Consider the following 18550-nt stretch of genomic DNA (forward strand, 5'->3'; position numbering starts at 1 on the left):
CTGACATATCATCCGATGATCTTGGAAGCCAGGGACGGGGAGTACGGCATGGCCGCGCACATCGGCACCACCGCACGGGGGTTGGGCATCGGCATCGCGTCGGTCGTACTGGGCGGCGCGCTGACCGCCTGCGGCTCCGGCCCGGTCTCCGGCGAACTGGCCGCCGGTGCGCAGAAGTGGCCGGACTTCCAGACCGTGCTCTCCGACAAGGTCGCGCTGAAGCAGACCCTGCCGGGCCGTGCGGCCATGCCCGGCTGGGAGGTCCACAACAACCGGGTCTCCGTCGAGGACGGCACCGACAAGGACTGCCCGGGCTGCAAGCTCGACGGGACCGCCGACTTCGAGGACGGTCCCGTCACGGCCACGTTCAAGATCACCACCTTCGCCACCAAGGACCAGGCCGACGCCTACCTCGCGATGACCGCGAAGGAGTTCGAGACGAAAGCCGGCAAGACGGCCTCCAAGCTGTCGGTGCCGACCATCGGCAACGAGACCGTCGCCTTCAGCGGCACGCACGGCAGCAGCGCGCGCAACGTCATCCTGATGCGGGTGGGCACCACCTTCGCGGGCGCCATGCTGGAGGACTCGGCGGACGTGCCGAAGCTGCGGAAGCTGGCGACGATGCTCGCCCGGCGCGTCGAGCAGGCCGCCGCCGGGCAGGCCGTCGACGCCGCGCTGGAGGCGCCGGACTCCGACTGAGCAGCGAGGCGGGACCGGCGGCGGGCGCGGGCGCGGGGGGCTCACGCCCCGGTTGCGGCCGCCGCGGGGACGGTGTGCGGTGCGGCGGGGTGCTCCCGGTGGCCGTCGCCCTCGATGTCGACGTGCGGCAGGAGGCGGTCGAGCCATCGGGGCAGCCACCAGTTCCCGTCGCCGAGCAGGACCATGGTGGAGGGGACCAGCAGGCCGCGGACGACGGTCGCGTCCAGGGCGACGGCGGTCGCCAGGCCGATGCCGAACATCTTGACGACCGGATCGTCGGAGAGCAGGTAGCCGAGGAAGACGGCGACCATGATCAGGGCGGCCGAGCTGATGATCCGTCCGGTGCCGGCGAGGCCGGCCACCACGGCGCGCCGGTTGTCCCGCTCCCGCAGGTAGCCCTCCCGCACGGCGCTGAGCAGGAAGACCTCGTAGTCCATCGACAGCCCGAAGAGCACGGCGAACATCAGCAGGGGCACGTAGCCGGGGATCGGCACGGCGCCGTCCAGGCCGATCAGCCGGGCACCGTGGCCCTGCTGGAAGACGGCGGTGAGCACACCGTAGGCGGCGGCGACCGAGACCAGGTTCATCACGGCCGCCTTCGCCGCGACGACCGGCGAGCGGAAGGCCAGCAGCAGGAGCAGGCCCGCGACGGTCAGGACGAAGCCGACGACCAACGGCATGCGCTGCGCGATCCGCGCGTTGAGGTCCGCCTGGGCGGCGGGGGTGCCGCCGACGTGGAGGACCTGGCCGCTCCCGGTGGCGGCGGGCAGCACGTCCGAACGCAGCCGGTGGACGAGGGCGGTGGTGGCGGGGTCGGAGGGGGCGGTGGCCGGAGTGACCTGCCAGCGGACGGTGCGGCCGTCGGCGGCGAGCGCGGGCGGGCTGACGGCGGCCACGCCCTCCGCCCCGCGCAGCGCGGTGGTCACGGCCGCCGCCCGCGGGTCGCCGGCTCCCCCGGCCGCCGGGGCGGGCAGCACGTCGACGACCTGGAGCACGCCGCCCGCACCCGGGCCGAAGGCCGCGGCCATCCGGTCGTAGGCGGTGCGGCTCATGCTCCCCGCGGCCTTGCTGCCCGCGTCCAGCTGGCCCAGGTGCAGGCGGGCGGCCGGGACGGCGAGGGCGCCGAGCAGGGCCAGGCCGGCCAGCAGCAGGGGCCAGGGCCGGGCCGCGACCAGGGCGGCGACCCGCCCCCAGCCGCGCGGGCGCCCCTCGGGGGCGGGGGCGGCGGGCCGGGGGGTCAGCCGACCGCCCAGCAGGACGAGGACCGCGGGCAGCAGCGTGAGGTTCACGCCCAGCGCCGTCACCACGGCGATCGCGGGGGCGAGCGCCAGGGCGTACAGCAGCGGCAGTCCGCCCAGGGCCAGTCCGGCGAGCGCGGCGACGACGGCGCTGCCGGCGAAGGCCACGGACTTGCCGGACCCGGCGGTGGTGCGCACGGCGGCGTCCTCGATCCCGACCCCGGCGGCGCGCAGGTCCCGGAAGCGGGTGAGGCCGAAGAGGGTGTAGTCGATGCCGACGCCCAGGCCGATCATGGCGGCGATGGTCTCGCCCGCCTCGGGCACGTCCATCAGGTGGCCGACCAGGCCGAGGACGGGCAGCGCGATGCCGAGGCCGATCACGCCGGCGAGCAGCGGCAGCGCGGCGGCGACGAGACTGCCGAGGGTGAGGGTGAGGATCACCAGGGCGGCGCCGAGGCCGATGGCCTCGCTGCGCCCGGTGCTCCCCTTGTCGACCGCGGCGGCCAGGTAGCCGCCCGGGGTCACCTCGATGCCGGCGGCGGTGGCCGGGGCCGCCGCGGCGAGCACGGCATCGGTCGTCGCGGGCGTCACCTCCCGTCCGGAGACGTCGAGTTCGACCGACAGGTAGGCGGTGTGGCCGTCGGCGCTGATGCTGCCCGCGGCGGCCGGGTCGTAGGGCGTGGTGACGGCGACCACGTGCGGCACCGCCGTGATGGCCGCGGCCGCGCTGCGCACCGCGGCGGCCGCGCCGGAGTCGGTCAGGGTGGCGGCGTCGGCCGGGGTGTGGAGCAGGACCGGCTGCTTGCCGGAGGCCGAGCCGGGGAACGCGCGGTCGGCGATGTCCTTGGCGGCCTGGCTGTCGCTGCCGGGGATGGAGACGGCCTCGCTGGTGACGCGCCCGAACGTGGCGAGGGCGGTGAGCGCGGCGGCCGTCAGCAGCAGCCAGGCCGCGAGGACCCGCTTGGGTCTGCGGGCGCACCAGCGCCCCACAGTGGTGAACATCGGCGGCGGACAGCCCTTTCCCGTGCGACGGGCAGCCTCGACCGACCCCCGCCAAACTTATTGCACTCCTCGTGCAATGCGTACACTTGCACTCTCGGTGCAAAAATGTCAACGAGAGGGCGAGGAGCCCACGTGAAACGGTCCGAAGCCGCCGCGCCCGTCCCCGACGGGCGCACGGAACGCGGGCGGCAGACCCGCGAGAAGATCGCCGACGCCGTGCTGTCACTGCTCGACGAGAACCAGGCCCACTTCCCCGCCGACAAGGTGGCCGAACGGGCAGGCGTCTCGCGCCGCCTGGTGTTCCACCACTTCGCGGACATGGCCGAGCTCGCCGAAGTGGCCGTCGACCGGCGCCTGGAACAGCTCGCGGCCCAGATCAGGCCGCTTCCCACCGAGGGGCCGCGCGAGCTGCGCGTGGCAGCCCTCACCGAACAGCGCGCCCGCATCCTGGAGGGCGTCACCCCGGCCAGACTGGCCGTCATGCGGCTGGAGAACCCCTCCCCGCGGATCCAGGAGGCCGTCCGGCAGATGCTGGACTTCGCACGCCTGCGCCTCACCCAGGTCTTCGCCGCGGAACTCGACCCGCTCCCCGAGCCCGCCCGCACCGACCTGCTCAACGGCCTGGACGCGGTGACCACGTGGAGCACCTGGCACCACTGGCGCGGCTGCGGCCTGGACGTCGAACAGGCGCGCCACACCATGGCCGCCACCGTGCACGCGCTCCTCGCCGCCGCCGGGGCGCCCGCGCGGGGATGAACCGCCGCCCCGTCCGGGCCGCCCGGCCCGGTGCCGGTCACGGCCGGGGCGGGCCCTGGGGAGGGCGGGGCGCCTCGTCGGCGGCCCGGGGGTCCGGGACCTGCGGGCGCGGGCCGGGGGCCTGCGCCACGGACAGGCGGGGCAGGGCGTACGGGTGGTGGTCGCGCAGGAAGCCGACCAGGTGCTCGCGCAGCTCGCAGCGCAGTTCGAACGCGTCGGCGCCGTTCGCGGCGGTGGCCAGCACCCTGACCACGATGGTGGTCGGGGTGGTGTCGACCACCTGCAGGGCGCTGCCCTCGCCGTCCCACAGCTCGTTCTTCGCCAGGAACGCGTCGAACTCCTCCCGCAGCTGGGCGACCGGGGCGTGGTGGTCGAGGTGGAGCAGCGCGGTGCCGGTGATCCGGCTGGAGCGGCGGGACCAGTTCTCGAAGGGGCGGCCGACGAAGTAGGACATCGGCATCACCAGTCGCCGCTGGTCCCAGGTCTCGATCACCACGGCCGTCAGGGTGGTCTCCTCCACCGTCCCCCATTCGCCGCCCACCACGACCACGTCCCCGATCCGGGCGAGGTCGCCGAAGGCCAGCTGGACGCCGGCGAAGACGTTGGCCAGCGTGCTCTGGGCCGCCACACCGGCCACCACGCCGACCAGGCCGGCGGAGGCGAGCAGGCTCGTGCCGATGCCACGCACCGCAGGAAAGGTCATCAGGACCGCGCCCAGCGTCACCAGGGCGACGATCGCCTGGCCGATCCTGCCGAGCAGGTCGGCCTGGGTGCGGGCGCGGCCGGCCCACGCCGGGTCGCGGCGGTGCACGGCGAGCCTGAGGGTGCTGTCCACGAGCAGCGCCACCACCCGGGCGCACAGCCACCCGCCGGCGGCGATGGCCAGGATCACCGCCAGGTGGCGCAGCCCCTCGCGGGCGGCGGCCGGCGCGGCGACCCACGGGAGGGCCGCGAGCAGGAGCAGGCACGCCGTCAGCGCCAGGATCGGCAGCCGGCACCTGCGCACCAGCTTCGGCACGCCGGTGGTGCCCCCGCGGGCGGCCAGCCGCCGTACCGCGAACTGCGCGATCCGGTCCAGACCGTACGCAGCGAGGACCGCCGCGGCGCCCGCGAATGCCAGGCGTACCAGACTCCACCACATCGTCCGTTCTTCCCTTCCGCCCCGGGCCCCGACGGGTGGGCGGTCCACGCCGCCCGGCCCGGTGCCGCCTGCTCGTTTTTCCCGGCGCGGCCCGACCATTCCTGCCGGCGCGACGACAGGGGGCAAACCCGGGCGGGCCCAGGCGCGGGCGCGGCATGGAAGCGGCGCTGCGGGGCACGCGGTCATCGCGCGTACGCGCGGGGCCGGGCACCCGTACGGCCCGCACCACGGCACGGAAGGGAAGGGAACGGGAGATGAGTGGGAACGTCGACATCTGGGAGTTCCGCAGCGCCAGCGGCCACACCGCCGGCACCGACCTCATCGGGTTCCACGTGGAGGCCGAGGACGGCCCGATCGGCAAGGTGGACAAGCTGTCCGAGGAGGTGGGCGCCCAGTACCTGGTGGTCGACACCGGCCCCTGGATCTTCGGCAAGCGGGTGCTCCTGCCGGCCGGCACCGTCGCCCGCATCGAGGTCGGGGAGCAGAAGGTGTACGTCGACCGGACCAAGGCGGAGATCCGTAACAGCCCCGACCTCGGCGACGAGACGGCCGAGGCGGAACTCGACGCCCGCGACCGGTACGGGCTCTACTACGGCCCGTTCTACAGCGGTCGCATCCTCTGAGGCGCGTCCTCTGAAACGCGCCCGCGTCCGCTGACCGCCGGCCGCCCGCCCGCCGTGCGCGGGGGGCGGCCGGGTCAGGCGCGGGTCAGGCGCCGGGCGTCGAACTCGGCCCAGATCGTCTTGCCCTGGCTGTGCGCTTCGGCGCCCCAGCGGTCGGCGATGCGCTGCACGATGACCAGGCCGTGGCCGCCGGGCAGGGCCGGCACGTGGGGCAGACACGGGACGGGCATGGCCGGGCTGCGGTCGCTGACCTCGACCCGCAGCCGGGCCCCGGTGGCGTCCAGGACCAGCTCCAGCGGGCCGCCTCCGTGCAGCATGGCGTTGGCCACAAGTTCCGCCACCAGCAGGAGGACGTCCGCGGCGGCGCCCTCGCCGGTGCACGCGTACCAGTCGGCCAAGGCGCCGGCGGTGAAGGTCCTGGCGTGGGCGACCGGCTTGGGGAGCCCGGCCAGGGTCAGCCGTCTGCGCTGGCCGCCGACGGGCAGCGCGGTCCCGGCCCGGTGCGGATCACCATCGAGGGTTCCCCGGCTCATCTGATATCTCCGTGGATACTCCCGGCTTCAGCCAGGGAAGGAAATGGATCGCCCGCGTAGCGGGTCATGGACAGCCGTTTCGCCGCCAGGGCGGAACAGCATGTTGATATGTGATCATCCGTCAGGTAGTCACACGGATTGCTGTGAGGGCACCCTTTCGGATCGACGGCGGTTCGCATGGTCGGATTCCCGGTGCTTTCCGGATTATGCACCGCCACGGCCCCGGGCCGTGGCGCGAACGGCACACCCGGTGCGCCGCCCGCGCCGGGAGGACCGACCGCCCCGGCTCAGGCCTCCAGGGCCGCTGCGACCGACTCGTGGAGGGAGAACACGGCGTGTGCGCCGGTCAGTTCGAGGACCCGCAGGACGGTGGGTGACACGGCGGCCAGGTACAGGGCCACCCGCTCCTCCCCCGCCGCGAGGCGCGTCTTGAGCAGCAGGTTCAGGCCGGAGGAGTCGCAGAAGCCCACGCCGGCGAGGTCGATCACCACCGCGCGGGGACGCTGCGCGACCAGGGCGGTGAGCGCGTCGGCGGCCGGTGCGAGCGTCTCGATGTCGAGGTCGCCCACCAGGACGCACACCACCGCGCCGCAGGCCTCGTGACGGGTCCGCACCGCCAGCTCAGGCCGGGGCGGGGAGGCCGCCAGCACGATCTCCCTATGGTTGTCGGATGGCGTCATCGTCGTCCCCTCCCTGTCCGTGCCCTTCGACCATACGGAGGTCGCGCCCGTCGGCCAAGCAGGGGGTCGTGGATCGGTGCCGCCCCGGGCGGGTTGCCCGCCCGGGGCGGGTTCGCCGCGGCGCACGGTCAGGCGTCCTCCAGTCCCTCGCGCAGCTGCCGCAGGGTGCGGCTGAGCAGCCGGGAGACGTGCATCTGGGACAGCCCGAGGCGGGCGCCGATCTGGGACTGCGTCAGGTCCTCGCAGAAGCGCATCGAGAGGATGAGGCGCTCGCGCTCGGGCAGGGCGGCGACCAGCGGCTTGAGCGCCACCAGGTCCTCGACGAGGGAGAGGTCCGGGTCGTCCTCGCCGAGGCGCTCGCCCAGCGGGCCGGGGCCCTCGTCGTCCTCCGTGCCGGTGTCCAGGGAGCCGGCGGTGTGCCCGTTGGCGGCGGTCAGGCCCTCGACCACCTCCTCCGCGGAGAGGTCGAGGTGGCGGGCGAGTTCGGCGACCGTGGGGGCCCGGTCCAGCTCCTGTGCCAGGCTCTCCTGGGCCCGGGCCAGGACGATGCGCAGCTCCTGGAGGCGGCGCGGCACGTGGACGGCCCAGGTGGTGTCGCGGAAGTGGCGCCGGATCTCGCCGAGGACGGTCGGCATGGCGAAGGTGGTGAACTCGACGCCGAGGCTGGGGTCGAAGCGGTCGATGGCCTTGATCAGGCCGACCGCGCCGACCTGCAGCAGGTCCTCCTGGGGCTCGCGGTGCGCGGTGAAGCGGCGGATCGCGAACCGCACCAGGGACAGGTTCATCTCCACCAGGGTGGCGCGGACGTAGGAGTACTCCCGCGTCCCCTCCTCCAGGGTGGCGAGCCGGCGCAGCAGCACCCGGGTGAGCTGCCGTGCGTCGGCCGGGGCGATCTCGCGCGGATCGTCGGCCGCGGCGAGCTGCGGTGGGAGCAGGTCCCGCAGCCCCCCGTCGGGCACGGCCGCGAGGGCCGACGGCTCACCCGTCGACGGCTCGGCGGAAACGGGCAGTTCACCAGTGGGCACGGCCATCGGATTCCCTTCCTCGTGTCGGCACGGTCGAACCGCCCGGCTACCCGGTGACGGCCGATCGATGCGGCCATCCGGGGTGGAGGTTTCGTGAAACCCGGCGGCGGCTGCCCGGCGTGACCGGCGGCCCGGGCCCGCGGCGGCGGCACTGCCCCGTCCGCGAGCCCCGGTCCTCAGCGGGGCGTGGGGTGGTGGAGTTTGCGGGCGGCGGTGCGGATGGCCAGCGTGTAGGGGGTGTCCAGGGCGCGGGTGGGGGCGTCGAGTTCGTCGAAGGGCACCAGGGCCTGGTGGGTGTCGTCGGTCGACTGGGTCCAGGCGGTCCAGGCGTTGTGGACGTCCTCGTCGGTGACCTGGTCGCCCTTGGCCTGGAGCAGGACGGCGTAGAGGCGGAAGAGGTCGTCGGAGCCGGCGGGAGGTCTCGCCTCCGAGGGCAGGCAGGCACGGATGAGATCGGCGATGGGATCGAGGTGGCTCATCAGGCCAGTGTGCCGGTGACCAGGGTGCCGGTGAGCAGGATCAGGTGGGCCGCCGCGAAGACGACCGGCACGGCCCGCTCGGTGGTACCGAGTTCGGTGTAGTGCTTGCGCCACCGGCCGCTGCGGGTCGCGTTCCTGAGGGTGTCCCACTCGTCGGTGTAGATCCGCGTCGCGAGTTGCTCCTCCAGGGCGTTGATGATCTTGAACTTGGCGGCGTTGAGGTCCCGGTAGCTGCGCAGCTGCATCCACCAGGCGACGGAGAGGGTGATGCCGGCCAGGGCGACGGCGGTGGGCACCCACCACGGGGACTCGGAGAGCCTGGGTATGCCGAAGCCGATGAGGGTGACCAGGGCGGTCTGCACGGACAGGAAGAAGGTGTTGGCGGTGCCCCGGCGGGCCGAGACGCGGTCGGCCATCTCCACGGCGAGTTTGTAGAGCTCCAGCAGTTCGGTCTGGCGGGTCCACTCCGGCGGCACGGTCATCGCGCTTCCCTCGGTCGGGCGGGCGGCGAGGACGAACCGTTCGGGCACGGTGCCGCCCCGCCGGCACTGATGCGACGTCACTTTCCCTGTGGCGGACGGTTCTACCGGTGGCGGAGGGTTTTACCGGCCTCGGGTCAGCGCGCGGGGGCGGGCCGCAGGCGGTAGGCGTCGCCGCGGACACGGCCGGCGGCCCCACGCCGTACGGGCGGTAGGCGTCGCGGTGGTCAGCGGCCGCCCGGGCCGGGCGCCCCGGCGGTGGCCCTCGCCGTCGCGGTGGCCGTCGCGGGAGCCGGCACCGTCGCGGTGACCGTCGCGAGGGCCGTGGCCGCCGTGGCCGGGAGGGCGTGCAGGGCCGCCAGGGCGCCCGCCTCCCCCTCCCCGAACCGGTGGGCTCGGGCCTCGCGGACGGCGGCGTCGAGGTGGTGGGCGGCTTCCTCCGGGTGGCCGGTGGCGGCGAGGGCGCGGCCGTAGAGGGTCAGCAGCAGGACCCGGCGGGCGGCGGGGAAGGGGGGTTCGGCGACGGCCAGGCCGCGGGCGGCGTGGTGGGCGGCCTCCTCGGGGGTGCCGGCGGTCAGGCATTCCTGGGCGAGGTGCTGGCGGGCGAGGGCGACCAGGTCGGCGCGGGCGGCCCGCTCGGACAGCGAGAGGGCGCGGACCAGCAGGCCGCGCACCCGCGCGTTCCTGCCGTAGCGGCCGAGGGCGACGGCCAGGTTCATCAGGGCGACGGCCTGCGCGGTGCCGTCGCCGGCCTGGGCGGCGAGGTCGGGGGCGCGTTCCAGGTGGACGAGGGCCTGCTCGTGGCGCCCCTCCTCCAGCAGGACCCACCCGAGCAGGGCGCGGGCGCGGGACTGGGCGGCCGGGTCGTGGTCGGCCTCGGCGGCGGCCAGGCCGTGTTCGAGCAGCGGCACCCAGCCGTCCCGGACCTGCCACACGATCAGCGGCCACTGCAGCAGGACCAGGCGCCAGGCCCGGTCGTGCAGTCCGGCCGCGACCGCCGCCTCGACCGCGCCGCGCAGGGTGTCGCGCTCGGCGGCGTACCAGGCGAGTGCGCTCTCCCGGTCCGGGAACGGGCGCACGTCGGCGGGGCGCCGGCTGCCGGCCGGCGGGGTGCAGCAGGGCTCACTGCCGGGTTCGGCGGCGTCGCAGGCGACGAGCAGGGTGTTCAGCAGGTGGTCGAGCAGACGCGGCAGCACCTCGTCGTCGACCTCGCCGGGCAGGCTGCGGGCGTAGAGGCGGACGAGGTCGTGCAGGGTGTAGGCGTCCCGGCCGATCTCGACGATGAGGTGGGCGGTGGCGAGCTGGCCGAGCGCGCCGGAGGCCTCGCCGGGGCGGCAGTCGGCGAGCGCGGCGGCCGTACGGCTGTCGAGGGTGGTGCCGGTGTGCGCGCCGAGGCGGTGGAACATCCGGCGGGCGGGATCGGACAGGTGCTGGACGGTGAGGGCGAGGGCGGCGGCGACGCTGGTGTCCTCGATGTCGAGGATGCCCAGCCGGCCCTGTTCGTCGGCCAGTTCGTCGGCGAGGACGGCGAGGTCGCGGGCCGGGCCGGTGGCGACGCGGGCGGCGGCCAGGCGCAGCGCGAGCGGCAGGCCGTCGCACAGGCCGGCCAGCCGGGCGGCGGCTTCGGGTTCGGCGGCGACCAGGTCGGCGCCGAGGGTGGCGGCGAGCAGGGTGACGGCCTGCGGGGACGACAGTTCGGCGAGCGGGACGGGGCGGGCGGCGTCGGAGGCGACCAGGCCGCCGAGCCGGTCGCGGCTGGTGACCAGGGTGACGCAGTCCTCGCCGTCGGGCAGCAGCGGGCGGACCTGGTCGGAGCGGCGGGCGTTGTCCAGGACGATGAGCATCCGGCGGTCGGCGGTCAGCTCCCGGTAGCGGGCGGCCATGGCCTCGGGGGTCGCGGGCATCTGCTCGGCGGGCAGGCCCAGGCCGAGCAGCAGTTCGCGCAGGACGGCGGGGGTGGAGCGTTCGGGCAGCGGGCTGTGGCCGCAGAGGTCGACGAACAGCCGGCCGTCGGGGAAGTCGTCCTGGCGGCGGTGGGCCCAGTACAGGGCGAGGGTGGTCTTGCCGATCCCGGCGCCGCCGGTGACGACGGCGATCGCGCCGGGGCCGGTGGTGGCCCGGTCGAGCGCGGCCAGTTCGTCCTCCCGGCCGGAGAAGCCGCGCGGGCGGCGGGGGAAGGGCCAGGGTGTGGCGCGCGGCGGGCGCGCGGCGTCGGCCGGGGCGGTGGCGGCTCCGGCGGCCGGGGTGGGCATGGGGGCGGGGACGGGCGCCGCGGCCGGTGCGGCAGGGGCGGGGGCGTGTGCGGGGACCGGGTCGGGGACGGAGGCCAGGCCGCCGACGGTGGCCACCCGCGGGGGCGGGACCCGGTCGGGCCGCAGGGAGGCGGCGTCCGTGCGCAGCAGGGAGTCGTAGGCCTCGACGAGTTCGGGACCGGGGTCGATGCCCAGTTCCTCGGCCAGCGCCCGGCGGGTGCGGTGGAACCAGTCCAGCGCCTCCGAGCGCCGCCCGGCCCGGCCGAGCGCCAGGATGAGCGCCGCGACCAGCGACTCGCGCAGCGGGTTCATGGTGGCCTCGGTGGACAGCACGCCCGCCGCCGCGCCGTGGTCGCCGAGCCGGCCGTGGGCGCGCGCCAGCTCCTCCACGGCCGCGAGCCGCAGCTCCTCCAGGGCGTGCGCGGCACACTGCAGCGGGACGCTGGGCGCGGTGCCGGCCAGTGCGGGGCCGCGCCACAGCGCGAGCGCCTCCCGGAGCGCCGCGACCGTCTCGGCGGTGTCGGGTGTCGAGCGGGCGGAGCGCAGGAGGTGTTCGAAGCGGGCGGTGTCCACCGCGAGGTCGGGCACCCGCAGCAGGTAGGCGCCGCCGTCGGTGACCAGCTCGACGCCGCCGGCGGGCGCGTCGTGCGCGGCGAGCAGCGCGCGCAGGCCCGAGACGTGGTTGTGGATGACGGTGCGCGAGTGCCGGGGCGGTTCCTCGTCCCACAGCGTCTCGGTGAGCCGGTCCACGGCGACCGGCGCGCCGGGGTTCAGCAGCAGCATGGCCAGCAGGCTGCGGCGCTTGGCGGACCCGACCGGCAGCTCCCGGCCGTCCGCGGCCACCGCGGCCACCGAGCCCAGCAATCGGAAATCCAAAACCCGCTCCCCATTCAATGTGACAAGCATATGACAGTAGGCGATCCGCTGATCACAGGGTGTCGCCCGGGTGACACCCAGATGACCGCAGAATGACGACTGGGCGTCACGGGCCCCTGGGCGCAGGGCCGTTGCCGGTGCGTGACGGGGTCCGCGGCCTCGGGTGAGAGCTTGCGCGGTGATCCGTCCCGGCCGCCAGGGATCACCGGCAGTTCGGGACGGCGGAACGCCCGGGCAGGCTCTGACCAGGGCGGATGCCGGGCCCCTGGAACGCGGGGCTGAGACGAGGGGGGATTCGGCGCAACCCGCGGCGGCCACCAGAATGGTGCGGACGGATCTTCGGAAGTACAGAAAGCGAAACCCCATCATGGATCTCGGCGTCCGCTGGAAGCTGCACGGCGACGGGCGCACACCCGCGCCGGGGGCGGTCGTCCGCCCCGACGAACGGCTCTCCTGGCCCCGCACGGCAGGGCTCGGCGCCCAGCACGTGGTGGCGATGTTCGGAGCGAGCTTCGTGGCGCCCGTCCTGATGGGGCTCGACCCGAACCTCGCGATCATGATGTCCGGCGTGGCGACCGTCATCTTCCTGCTGTCCACCCGCGGCCGGGTGCCCAGCTACCTGGGCTGCTCGCTGTCCTTCGTGGGCGTCGCCGCGGTGATCCGGGCCCAGGGCGGCACCAGCGCGACGGTGACCGGCGCAGTGTTCGTCGTGGGCGTGGCGCTGTTCCTGGTGGGCGTCGCCGTCCAGCGGTTCGGGGCGCGGATCATCCACGCGGCGATGCCGCCGATCGTCACCGGCGCGGTCGTCATGCTGATCGGCTTCAACCTGGCCCCGGTGACGGCGTCCACGTACTGGCCACAGGACCAGTGGACGGCGCTGCTGGTGATGCTCTTCACCGGGCTGGCCGTGGTCGGCCTGCGCGGCTTCTGGTCGCGGGTGGCGATCTTCCTGGGACTGGTCTTCGGGTACGGGATCTCCTGGGTCTTCGACCGCGTCTTCGGCAAGATCCACTCGGTGGACGCGGGCGGCCACATGACCGACCACTGGCGCCTGGACCTGTCCGGCGTCGGCAAGGCCGACTGGGTCGGCCTGCCCACCTTCCACGGGCCCTCCTTCCAGTGGTCCGCGATCCTCGTCGCACTGCCCGTGGTGATCGCGCTGGTCGCCGAGAACGCCGGACACGTCAAGGCCGTCGGCGAGATGACCGGCTCGAACCTCGACGACAAGCTGGGCACCGCGATCTCCGCGGACGGCGTCGCCTCCATGCTCTCCACCGCCGTCGGCGGCCCGCCGAACACCACCTATTCGGAGAACATCGGCGTCATGGCCGCGACCCGGGTCTACTCGACCGCCGCCTACTGGGCGGCCGCCGGCTTCGCGCTGCTCTTCGGCCTCTGCCCCAAGTTCGGCGCCGTCGTCGCCGCCATCCCCGGCGGGGTGCTCGGCGGCATCACCGTCATCCTGTACGGCATGATCGGCCTGCTCGGCGCGCAGATCTGGACCAAGTCCGGCGTGGACCTGCGCAATCCGCTCAACCTGGTGCCGGCCGCGGCGGGCATCATCATCGGCATCGGCAACGTCACCCTGAAGTTCACCGACACCTTCAGCCTCAGCGGCATCGCCCTGGGCACCCTGGTCGTCATCACCGGCTACCACGCGCTGCGGGCCCTGGCCCCCGCCCACCTCAAGACGCAGGAACCGCTGCTGGACGAGGGCACCTCCTCGTACGACGAGCAGGCCGACGCCGACACCGACCGCTGACGGCTCGTACCGGAGCCGACCGGCGGAAGTGGCCCCCGCGACTACTTCCGCCGGTTGTTCCGCCTGGTCAGAGGGCCCGGAGGATGGTCGAATCGCTGCGTACGCCCACGTCCGCCCATTCGACCCCGGGGAGACCCATGTCCCGTCCGTCCCGCCGCCGCAAGCTCTCCTACGGAGGCGTGGCCGCCGCCACCCTCGCCATCTCCTGCGTCTCGGTGACGCCCAGCAGCGCGGCGGGCCAGGTCCTCTGGACCCCGAACACCAGCAAGGGGGCGTCCTCCTTCGCCTCCGTGCAGTGCGCCTCCGGCAACTTCAAGGTCGTCGACGACGCCGCCAAGGGCAAGGTGTGGCGGGCCCACCAGGCCGCCGGCGAAGAGCGCTGCGAGACGGTCGGTCCCGACCTGAAGAACGGCGACACCTTCTACCTCGGCTGGTCGTCCAAGGTGGACATCAAGGACGACAACAGCCGGTACGTCTTCCAGCTCAAGTGCTCGCCGAGCACCGATACGGCCAACCACCCGATCGAGATCGACGCGACCAACGGCCGCATCCGGCTGCAGGAGTGGGACACCGAGCACGTGTCGCACACGCTGTGGACCGCGCCGACCGCGAACGGCCAGTGGCACTCCTACGCGCTGAAGATCCGCCTGGGGCGCACTGACGGCACCATCGACTTCTGGTTCGACGGCAAGAAGCAGACCTTCACCACCGGGTCGGGCACCTTCAAGGGCACCACCTGGGACGGCGACCGCAACTACCTCAAGTGGGGCTCGTACCACGAGTCCACGGGCGACGCGACGAACACCTTCACCAGCCCGATCATGGCCACCACGCTGGACGCCGCCACCGCCGGCTCGTAAGAGAAGGACGGACGGACGCAAAGACGTCCGCAGGCCCGGACCGCATGTGGGAGCGGTCCGGGCCTGCGGCATGTCAGCTTCCGATATCGCCGAGCTCGCCGCTGCGGACGCCAGGGAAGCCGGGAGCCACCTCGACGCAGGTGCCCCCGTTGTTGCTGTACGAGGACTTGAACCACTGGGCATCGGCCAGGTCCACACGATCAGCCATGACGCTCCCTCTCAGACGGCGCCGAACTCACCAGTTCGGACAGCAGCGACAAACGACTCCCAGGCCGCGAAGGGGAAGATCAGGGCGGGCCCTTCCGGGTCCTTCGAGTCACGAACCGGCATGACACCCAGGTAGCCATCTGCAACTTCAACGCAGCCGCCCTGCCCGTTGCTGTACGTGCTCTTCCGCCACCCGGCGCCGGTCAGGTCAAGTTGCATGGCGTTCATAGTCCTTCCGTGCCTCCCGGATCACGACCAGGCTGTCCGGTTGATTCAGGGCATTCACCTGGAGTCGATCGTACTTTCCGGCCCACCTTGATACGACCCCGGTGTCCTGCTCCAAGAAGCCCCGTTGCAGCGTTTCGGTATACCCCACCATGCTCCGGTTCGGCAGGGTGAGCAGCGTGACCGAATGCGAGAAGGGCCGCTCCTCAGCCAGCGTGTAGGGGGCGACTTGAACGACGAGGTTGGGCCGCGAGGCCAGGTGCTCCAAGAGCTGCAGCTGGCGCGCCATGACAGTCGGTCCGCCGATCGGACGCCGTAGGGCTGATTCGTCGAGAACGACGTGGATCACCGACGTTCGATCGAGGAGCTGTTGTCGCACGGACAGAAGCCTGAGGCGTTCGTCCGCCTGCTCCTGTGTAGCTTCGCCACGTCGAACGGGTGCCGACTCATAAGCAGCGCTGTACTCCGAGTGCTGGAGTATGCCAGGCACCATGTCCAACTCGAAGAGCCGGATGGCCAGGGCTTCCCGCTCTTTGGCCGCGAACTCAGGGAAACCCGGAATCAACGATCCGTTCTTCCAGCTCCACCAAAGGAGTTCAAGCGAGCCATTGGTCTCCAAGGCGACTTCGCAGAGCTTGACGAAGTTTAAGCTCGGGGCCTGTTTCCCCGTCTCCACGTTCGAGATGTAGACGTTCGAGTACCCGACCAGCTTGCCCAGTTCAGCCTGGGTCAGACCCTTAGCATCTCGTGACGTGCGGAGATGAACGACGAGCGCTGCCAGCGGTGATGACGTCGGATCAAGCGTACGACGGTTCATGATCACTCTCAATTTAAAGTCAGGTCAACTAGAGAGTTCAAACGCTTCCGATCGTAGGGGGTGGAGCGCCACCATGGCTACACCTGGTGATTCACCGGAAACGCAGCGCAACCTACGGAGACCCCCATGCCCGATATGCAGAGACCCGATACCTGGTTCCAACTCCATGAGGTGGTGCGGGACTTCAGCAGCCTCGAAAGCGGTAAGCCGTGCGAGGGCGTCTTCGTCGAGGTGGCGTTCGGGAAGGCGGTGCTTCGGCCGCTGGGGTCCACCGGGCCGGAGCGACGGGTCGACCTCTCCTCCATCCGGTCGCTCGACCCCCGGGAGTTCGCGCCGGGGACCTGCGGGAAGTCGCGCCGTAGGCCGTTCGACGGGTGGCCGTTGCCGTCCGACAGCAATTCCTCACGCCGGGAGCAGAGTTGAGCAAGTCCCTCTTCCACAGCAGGCCTCCCGGCCGGCGGTCGGGGCAGCAGGTCTTCGTTCTGCGCGAGGACCCTGGAGGGTCGGGCGACTTCTTCGTGCTCCTGGTCGATTCCGTCCACGATGACGGGCTGGTCATGCCCGGTGGCAGCGCCGAGCAGAACGAGCTCCCCCACCTCGCCGCCCGGCGTCACCTCGAAACGCAGACCGGGCTCGTCCTGCCGCTGCGGACGATCCTCTCGGTCGACTACTCCCCCGCCGGCGAACTCTGCGAAGGCCTCGACTTCGTGTACGCGGGCGGGGTGGTGACCTCCCGGCAGGCCGCAGCGGTCCGCCCGCACCGGCCGCCGGAGGACGTCCGCGCCCTGCACTGGGTGCCCCAGCACAAGCTGCACCGGGTCATGACCGATGACCAGTACCGCCGCGTCGAGGACGCCTGGGACGCCTGGGAGCACGGCGCCGGTCTCCCGCTCCTCGTCCGGGGCGTCCCGGTCCCGGTCGGCTGACCGGCTGACCGGGACGGCCCTGCTACGCCGGCCTGCGCGGGGCGGTGGTGAGGAAGTCCAGGACGAGGGGTCCGGCGTGTGCGCGGAACTCCTCGAAGTAGGCGTGCCGGGCGCCGGGGATCAGGTGCAGCCGGGCGCCGGGGATGCGGTCGGCGAGCAGGGGTGCGTTGGCGGAGGGGTTGAGCAGGTCGTCGCTTCCGTGGATGACCAGGGTGGGTGCGCCGATCTGCGGCAGGAGGTCCCAGGCGTCGTGCCGGTTGCTGGCCGTGAGGTGGTGGCGCCGGGCGTGGGCGGGCATGCCGGGGTCGCCGAGGGTGTGGTGCGGGCCGGGATGGGAGTCGAGCCATCCGGGGGTGTACATCAGCTCCAGCAAGGCCTGCCGGGAGGCGCCGGGGTCGGGTTGCGCCAGGGCTCGGCGGACGTCGTTGCCGCGTTCGACGCCGTGCGGGCCGCCGGGTGAGGTACAGCCGAGGACCAGGGCGCCGACCCGGTGTGGGTGGCGGGCCGCGAGGTGCTGGGCCACCCGTCCGCCCATGGAGGTGCCGTAGACGTCGGCCCGGTCGATGCCCAGTTCGTCGAGGACGGCGATGACGTCCCGGGCGAACAGCTCGGTGCTGTAGGGGGTGTCGGGCTTGTCGCTGTCGCCGGTGCCGCGGTAGTCGAGCGTGAGGGTGCTGCGGGCGGGGTGGAAGTCGGCGCGGACGGCGTCCCACCAGTGGTGGTTGTTGGCCTGGCCTGCCAGCAGGACCAGCGGCGCCCCCTGGCCCTGCAGCTGGTAGGCGATCCGGACGCCGTCCGGTGTCATCACGTGCGCCACATCGGCCCCCTCGTTCCCGTGTCGGCGGTCAGGGTACCCCGACCCCGCTCGGGCCCTGGCGGCGCCCAACGCGCCGCCACCGCGCGGTTTCTGGACTTGTGGGTCCATTTTCGGCTGCCTACCGTGCTGTTCGTTCCCTCCCGAACGAGCCCGCACAGGAAGGCGGTCACCCCATGCACGCGATCCGGATCGAGGAACACGGCGGCCCCGAGGTCATGCGCTGGACCGAGCTGCCGGACCCGGTGCCCGGCCCCGGCGAGGCGCTGGTGCGCCTGGGCGCGGCCGGAGTGAACTTCATGGACGTCGGTGCCCGCGCGCAGGGCGGGGGCGGCTGGGCGGCCCCCGCCGTCCTGGGCGCCGAGGGCATGGGGTACGTCGTCGCCCTCGGCGCGGGGGTGCACGGCCTGGCCGTCGGCGACCGGGTCGCCTGGTTCTACCACCCGGGCAGCTACGCCGAGTTGCTGGCCGTCCCGGCGCACTCGCTGGTCAAGGTACCTGACGGGGTGCCGGACGAGATCGCGGGCGGCGTGCTGATGCAGGGCCTGACCGCCAGTCACCTGAGCACCGAGACCTACCCCGTCGGCCCGGGTGACACGGCCGTGGTGCACGCGGCGGCCGGCGGGGTCGGGCTGCTGCTCACCCAGCTGGTCAAGGCCCGCGGCGGGAACGTGATCGGCCTGGTCTCCCGCCCGGAGAAGGCGGACGTCGCCCGGCAGGCCGGGGCCGACCACGTGCTGGTCCACTCGGGCGCCGGCTTCGAGGGGCCGGTGCGGGAGCTGACCGGCGGCCGCGGGGCCGACGTGGTCTACGACGGCGGCGGCGCCGACACCTTCGCCTCCTCGCAGCTGGCCCTGCGCCCGCACGGGGTGCACGCGTACTACGGCCCCTTCATGGGCGTGCCGACGCTGCGGCCCACCGACCTGCCCAACAGCATCCTGCTGACCTACCCGGTGGTCCACCACCACGTCCCCACCCACGAGGCCCTGACCCGGCGCGCCGGCGAGCTGTTCGACCTGCTCCTGGACGGGCGCCTGACCCCGCGGATCACCGGCCGCTACCCGCTCGCCGAGGCCGCCCGCGCCCACGCGGACCTCGAGTCCCGCCGCACCACCGGCAAACTGATGCTCCTGCCCTGACCGGGCGGGTACGCCAC

20 protein-coding genes are annotated in these 18550 nt (G+C 73.3%); 8 read left to right on the forward strand and 12 right to left on the reverse strand.

Features of this window, described 5'->3' with window-relative positions:
• The first annotated feature begins 15 nt into the window (after window positions 1–15).
• On the forward strand, window positions 16–699 hold the full coding sequence (locus ACIBEC_RS28220; RefSeq protein WP_360497473.1) for a hypothetical protein: 684 nt from the start codon (window positions 16–18) through the stop codon (window positions 697–699).
• A gap of 41 nt (window positions 700–740) precedes the next feature.
• On the opposite strand, the gene ACIBEC_RS28225 is transcribed toward ACIBEC_RS28220, so the two are convergent.
• Window positions 741–2939 carry an MMPL family transporter gene (locus ACIBEC_RS28225; RefSeq protein ID WP_360497475.1) on the reverse strand — a complete coding sequence of 733 codons (2199 nt, stop codon included), beginning with the start codon at window positions 2937–2939 and terminating at the stop codon, window positions 741–743.
• A 132-nt stretch (window positions 2940–3071) separates the two neighbouring features.
• Between ACIBEC_RS28225 and ACIBEC_RS28230 the strand changes: the two genes are divergently transcribed.
• Window positions 3072–3695, forward strand: coding sequence for a TetR/AcrR family transcriptional regulator (locus tag ACIBEC_RS28230; RefSeq protein ID WP_360497478.1), 624 nt, complete (start codon window positions 3072–3074; stop codon window positions 3693–3695).
• A gap of 37 nt (window positions 3696–3732) precedes the next feature.
• On the opposite strand, the gene ACIBEC_RS28235 is transcribed toward ACIBEC_RS28230, so the two are convergent.
• On the reverse strand, window positions 3733–4836 hold the full coding sequence (locus tag ACIBEC_RS28235; RefSeq protein ID WP_360497481.1) for a mechanosensitive ion channel family protein: 1104 nt from the start codon (window positions 4834–4836) through the stop codon (window positions 3733–3735).
• Between the two features lie 254 nt (window positions 4837–5090).
• On the opposite strand from ACIBEC_RS28235, the gene ACIBEC_RS28240 reads away from it, so the two are divergent.
• Window positions 5091–5459, forward strand: coding sequence for a PRC-barrel domain-containing protein (locus ACIBEC_RS28240; protein WP_360497484.1), 369 nt, complete (start codon window positions 5091–5093; stop codon window positions 5457–5459).
• A 74-nt stretch (window positions 5460–5533) separates the two neighbouring features.
• On the opposite strand, the gene ACIBEC_RS28245 is transcribed toward ACIBEC_RS28240, so the two are convergent.
• The 6 genes from ACIBEC_RS28245 to ACIBEC_RS28270 all read right to left on the reverse strand — a co-directional run bounded on the left by ACIBEC_RS28245 (window position 5534) and on the right by ACIBEC_RS28270 (window position 11783).
• Complete coding sequence (locus ACIBEC_RS28245) at window positions 5534–5992, reverse strand: ATP-binding protein (RefSeq protein ID WP_360497487.1); 459 nt, start codon at window positions 5990–5992, stop codon at window positions 5534–5536.
• A gap of 287 nt (window positions 5993–6279) precedes the next feature.
• A complete protein-coding gene (locus tag ACIBEC_RS28250; protein ID WP_360497490.1) occupies window positions 6280–6672 on the reverse strand; it encodes an STAS domain-containing protein in 393 nt (130 codons plus the stop codon).
• A 128-nt stretch (window positions 6673–6800) separates the two neighbouring features.
• Entirely contained in the window at window positions 6801–7703 is a 903-nt protein-coding gene (locus ACIBEC_RS28255; protein ID WP_360497493.1) for an RNA polymerase sigma factor SigF, read from the reverse strand.
• A 170-nt stretch (window positions 7704–7873) separates the two neighbouring features.
• The gene (locus ACIBEC_RS28260) at window positions 7874–8176 is read right to left on the reverse strand and encodes a hypothetical protein (RefSeq protein WP_360497496.1); all 303 of its coding nucleotides are present in this window, start codon (window positions 8174–8176) and stop codon (window positions 7874–7876) included.
• Window positions 8176–8706 (reverse strand): hypothetical protein, encoded by a 531-nt coding sequence (locus ACIBEC_RS28265; protein ID WP_360497499.1) that lies wholly within the window; start codon window positions 8704–8706, stop codon window positions 8176–8178. Before ACIBEC_RS28265 ends, ACIBEC_RS28260 begins: the two co-directional genes overlap by 1 nt.
• A 176-nt stretch (window positions 8707–8882) precedes the next feature.
• The gene (locus tag ACIBEC_RS28270; RefSeq protein ID WP_360497502.1) at window positions 8883–11783 is read right to left on the reverse strand and encodes a BTAD domain-containing putative transcriptional regulator; all 2901 of its coding nucleotides are present in this window, start codon (window positions 11781–11783) and stop codon (window positions 8883–8885) included.
• A gap of 367 nt (window positions 11784–12150) precedes the next feature.
• Between ACIBEC_RS28270 and ACIBEC_RS28275 the strand changes: the two genes are divergently transcribed.
• The gene (locus ACIBEC_RS28275; RefSeq protein WP_360497505.1) at window positions 12151–13545 is read left to right on the forward strand and encodes a solute carrier family 23 protein; all 1395 of its coding nucleotides are present in this window, start codon (window positions 12151–12153) and stop codon (window positions 13543–13545) included.
• A 137-nt stretch (window positions 13546–13682) separates the two neighbouring features.
• Entirely contained in the window at window positions 13683–14405 is a 723-nt protein-coding gene (locus tag ACIBEC_RS28280) for a heparin lyase I family protein (protein WP_360497508.1), read from the forward strand.
• A gap of 73 nt (window positions 14406–14478) precedes the next feature.
• Here the strand turns inward: ACIBEC_RS28280 and ACIBEC_RS28285 are convergent, their stop codons facing one another.
• The 3 genes from ACIBEC_RS28285 to ACIBEC_RS28295 are packed head-to-tail and all read right to left on the reverse strand — an operon-like array spanning window position 14479 to window position 15654.
• Window positions 14479–14613 (reverse strand): DUF397 domain-containing protein, encoded by a 135-nt coding sequence (locus ACIBEC_RS28285; protein ID WP_360497511.1) that lies wholly within the window; start codon window positions 14611–14613, stop codon window positions 14479–14481.
• An 11-nt stretch (window positions 14614–14624) separates the two neighbouring features.
• Entirely contained in the window at window positions 14625–14840 is a 216-nt protein-coding gene (locus tag ACIBEC_RS28290) for a DUF397 domain-containing protein (RefSeq protein WP_360497514.1), read from the reverse strand.
• On the reverse strand, window positions 14821–15654 hold the full coding sequence (locus tag ACIBEC_RS28295; protein WP_360497517.1) for a helix-turn-helix transcriptional regulator: 834 nt from the start codon (window positions 15652–15654) through the stop codon (window positions 14821–14823). Before ACIBEC_RS28295 ends, ACIBEC_RS28290 begins: the two co-directional genes overlap by 20 nt.
• 126 nt (window positions 15655–15780) lie before the next feature.
• Here ACIBEC_RS28295 and ACIBEC_RS28300 point away from each other — a divergent pair, with 126 nt between their 5' ends.
• Window positions 15781–16077 carry a hypothetical protein gene (locus ACIBEC_RS28300; protein ID WP_360497520.1) on the forward strand — a complete coding sequence of 99 codons (297 nt, stop codon included), beginning with the start codon at window positions 15781–15783 and terminating at the stop codon, window positions 16075–16077.
• Window positions 16074–16580, forward strand: coding sequence for an NUDIX hydrolase (locus ACIBEC_RS28305; RefSeq protein ID WP_360497523.1), 507 nt, complete (start codon window positions 16074–16076; stop codon window positions 16578–16580). Before ACIBEC_RS28300 ends, ACIBEC_RS28305 begins: the two co-directional genes overlap by 4 nt.
• Before the next feature lie 22 nt (window positions 16581–16602).
• Here the strand turns inward: ACIBEC_RS28305 and ACIBEC_RS28310 are convergent, their stop codons facing one another.
• Window positions 16603–17385 (reverse strand): alpha/beta fold hydrolase, encoded by a 783-nt coding sequence (locus ACIBEC_RS28310; protein ID WP_396289183.1) that lies wholly within the window; start codon window positions 17383–17385, stop codon window positions 16603–16605.
• A gap of 185 nt (window positions 17386–17570) precedes the next feature.
• Here ACIBEC_RS28310 and ACIBEC_RS28315 point away from each other — a divergent pair, with 185 nt between their 5' ends.
• A complete protein-coding gene (locus ACIBEC_RS28315; RefSeq protein WP_360497529.1) occupies window positions 17571–18533 on the forward strand; it encodes a quinone oxidoreductase in 963 nt (320 codons plus the stop codon).
• Window positions 18534–18550 lie beyond the last annotated feature (17 nt).

Origin of the sequence: Kitasatospora sp. NPDC051164 (assembly GCF_044455625.1) — a bacterium.
GTDB lineage: Bacteria > Actinomycetota > Actinomycetes > Streptomycetales > Streptomycetaceae > Kitasatospora.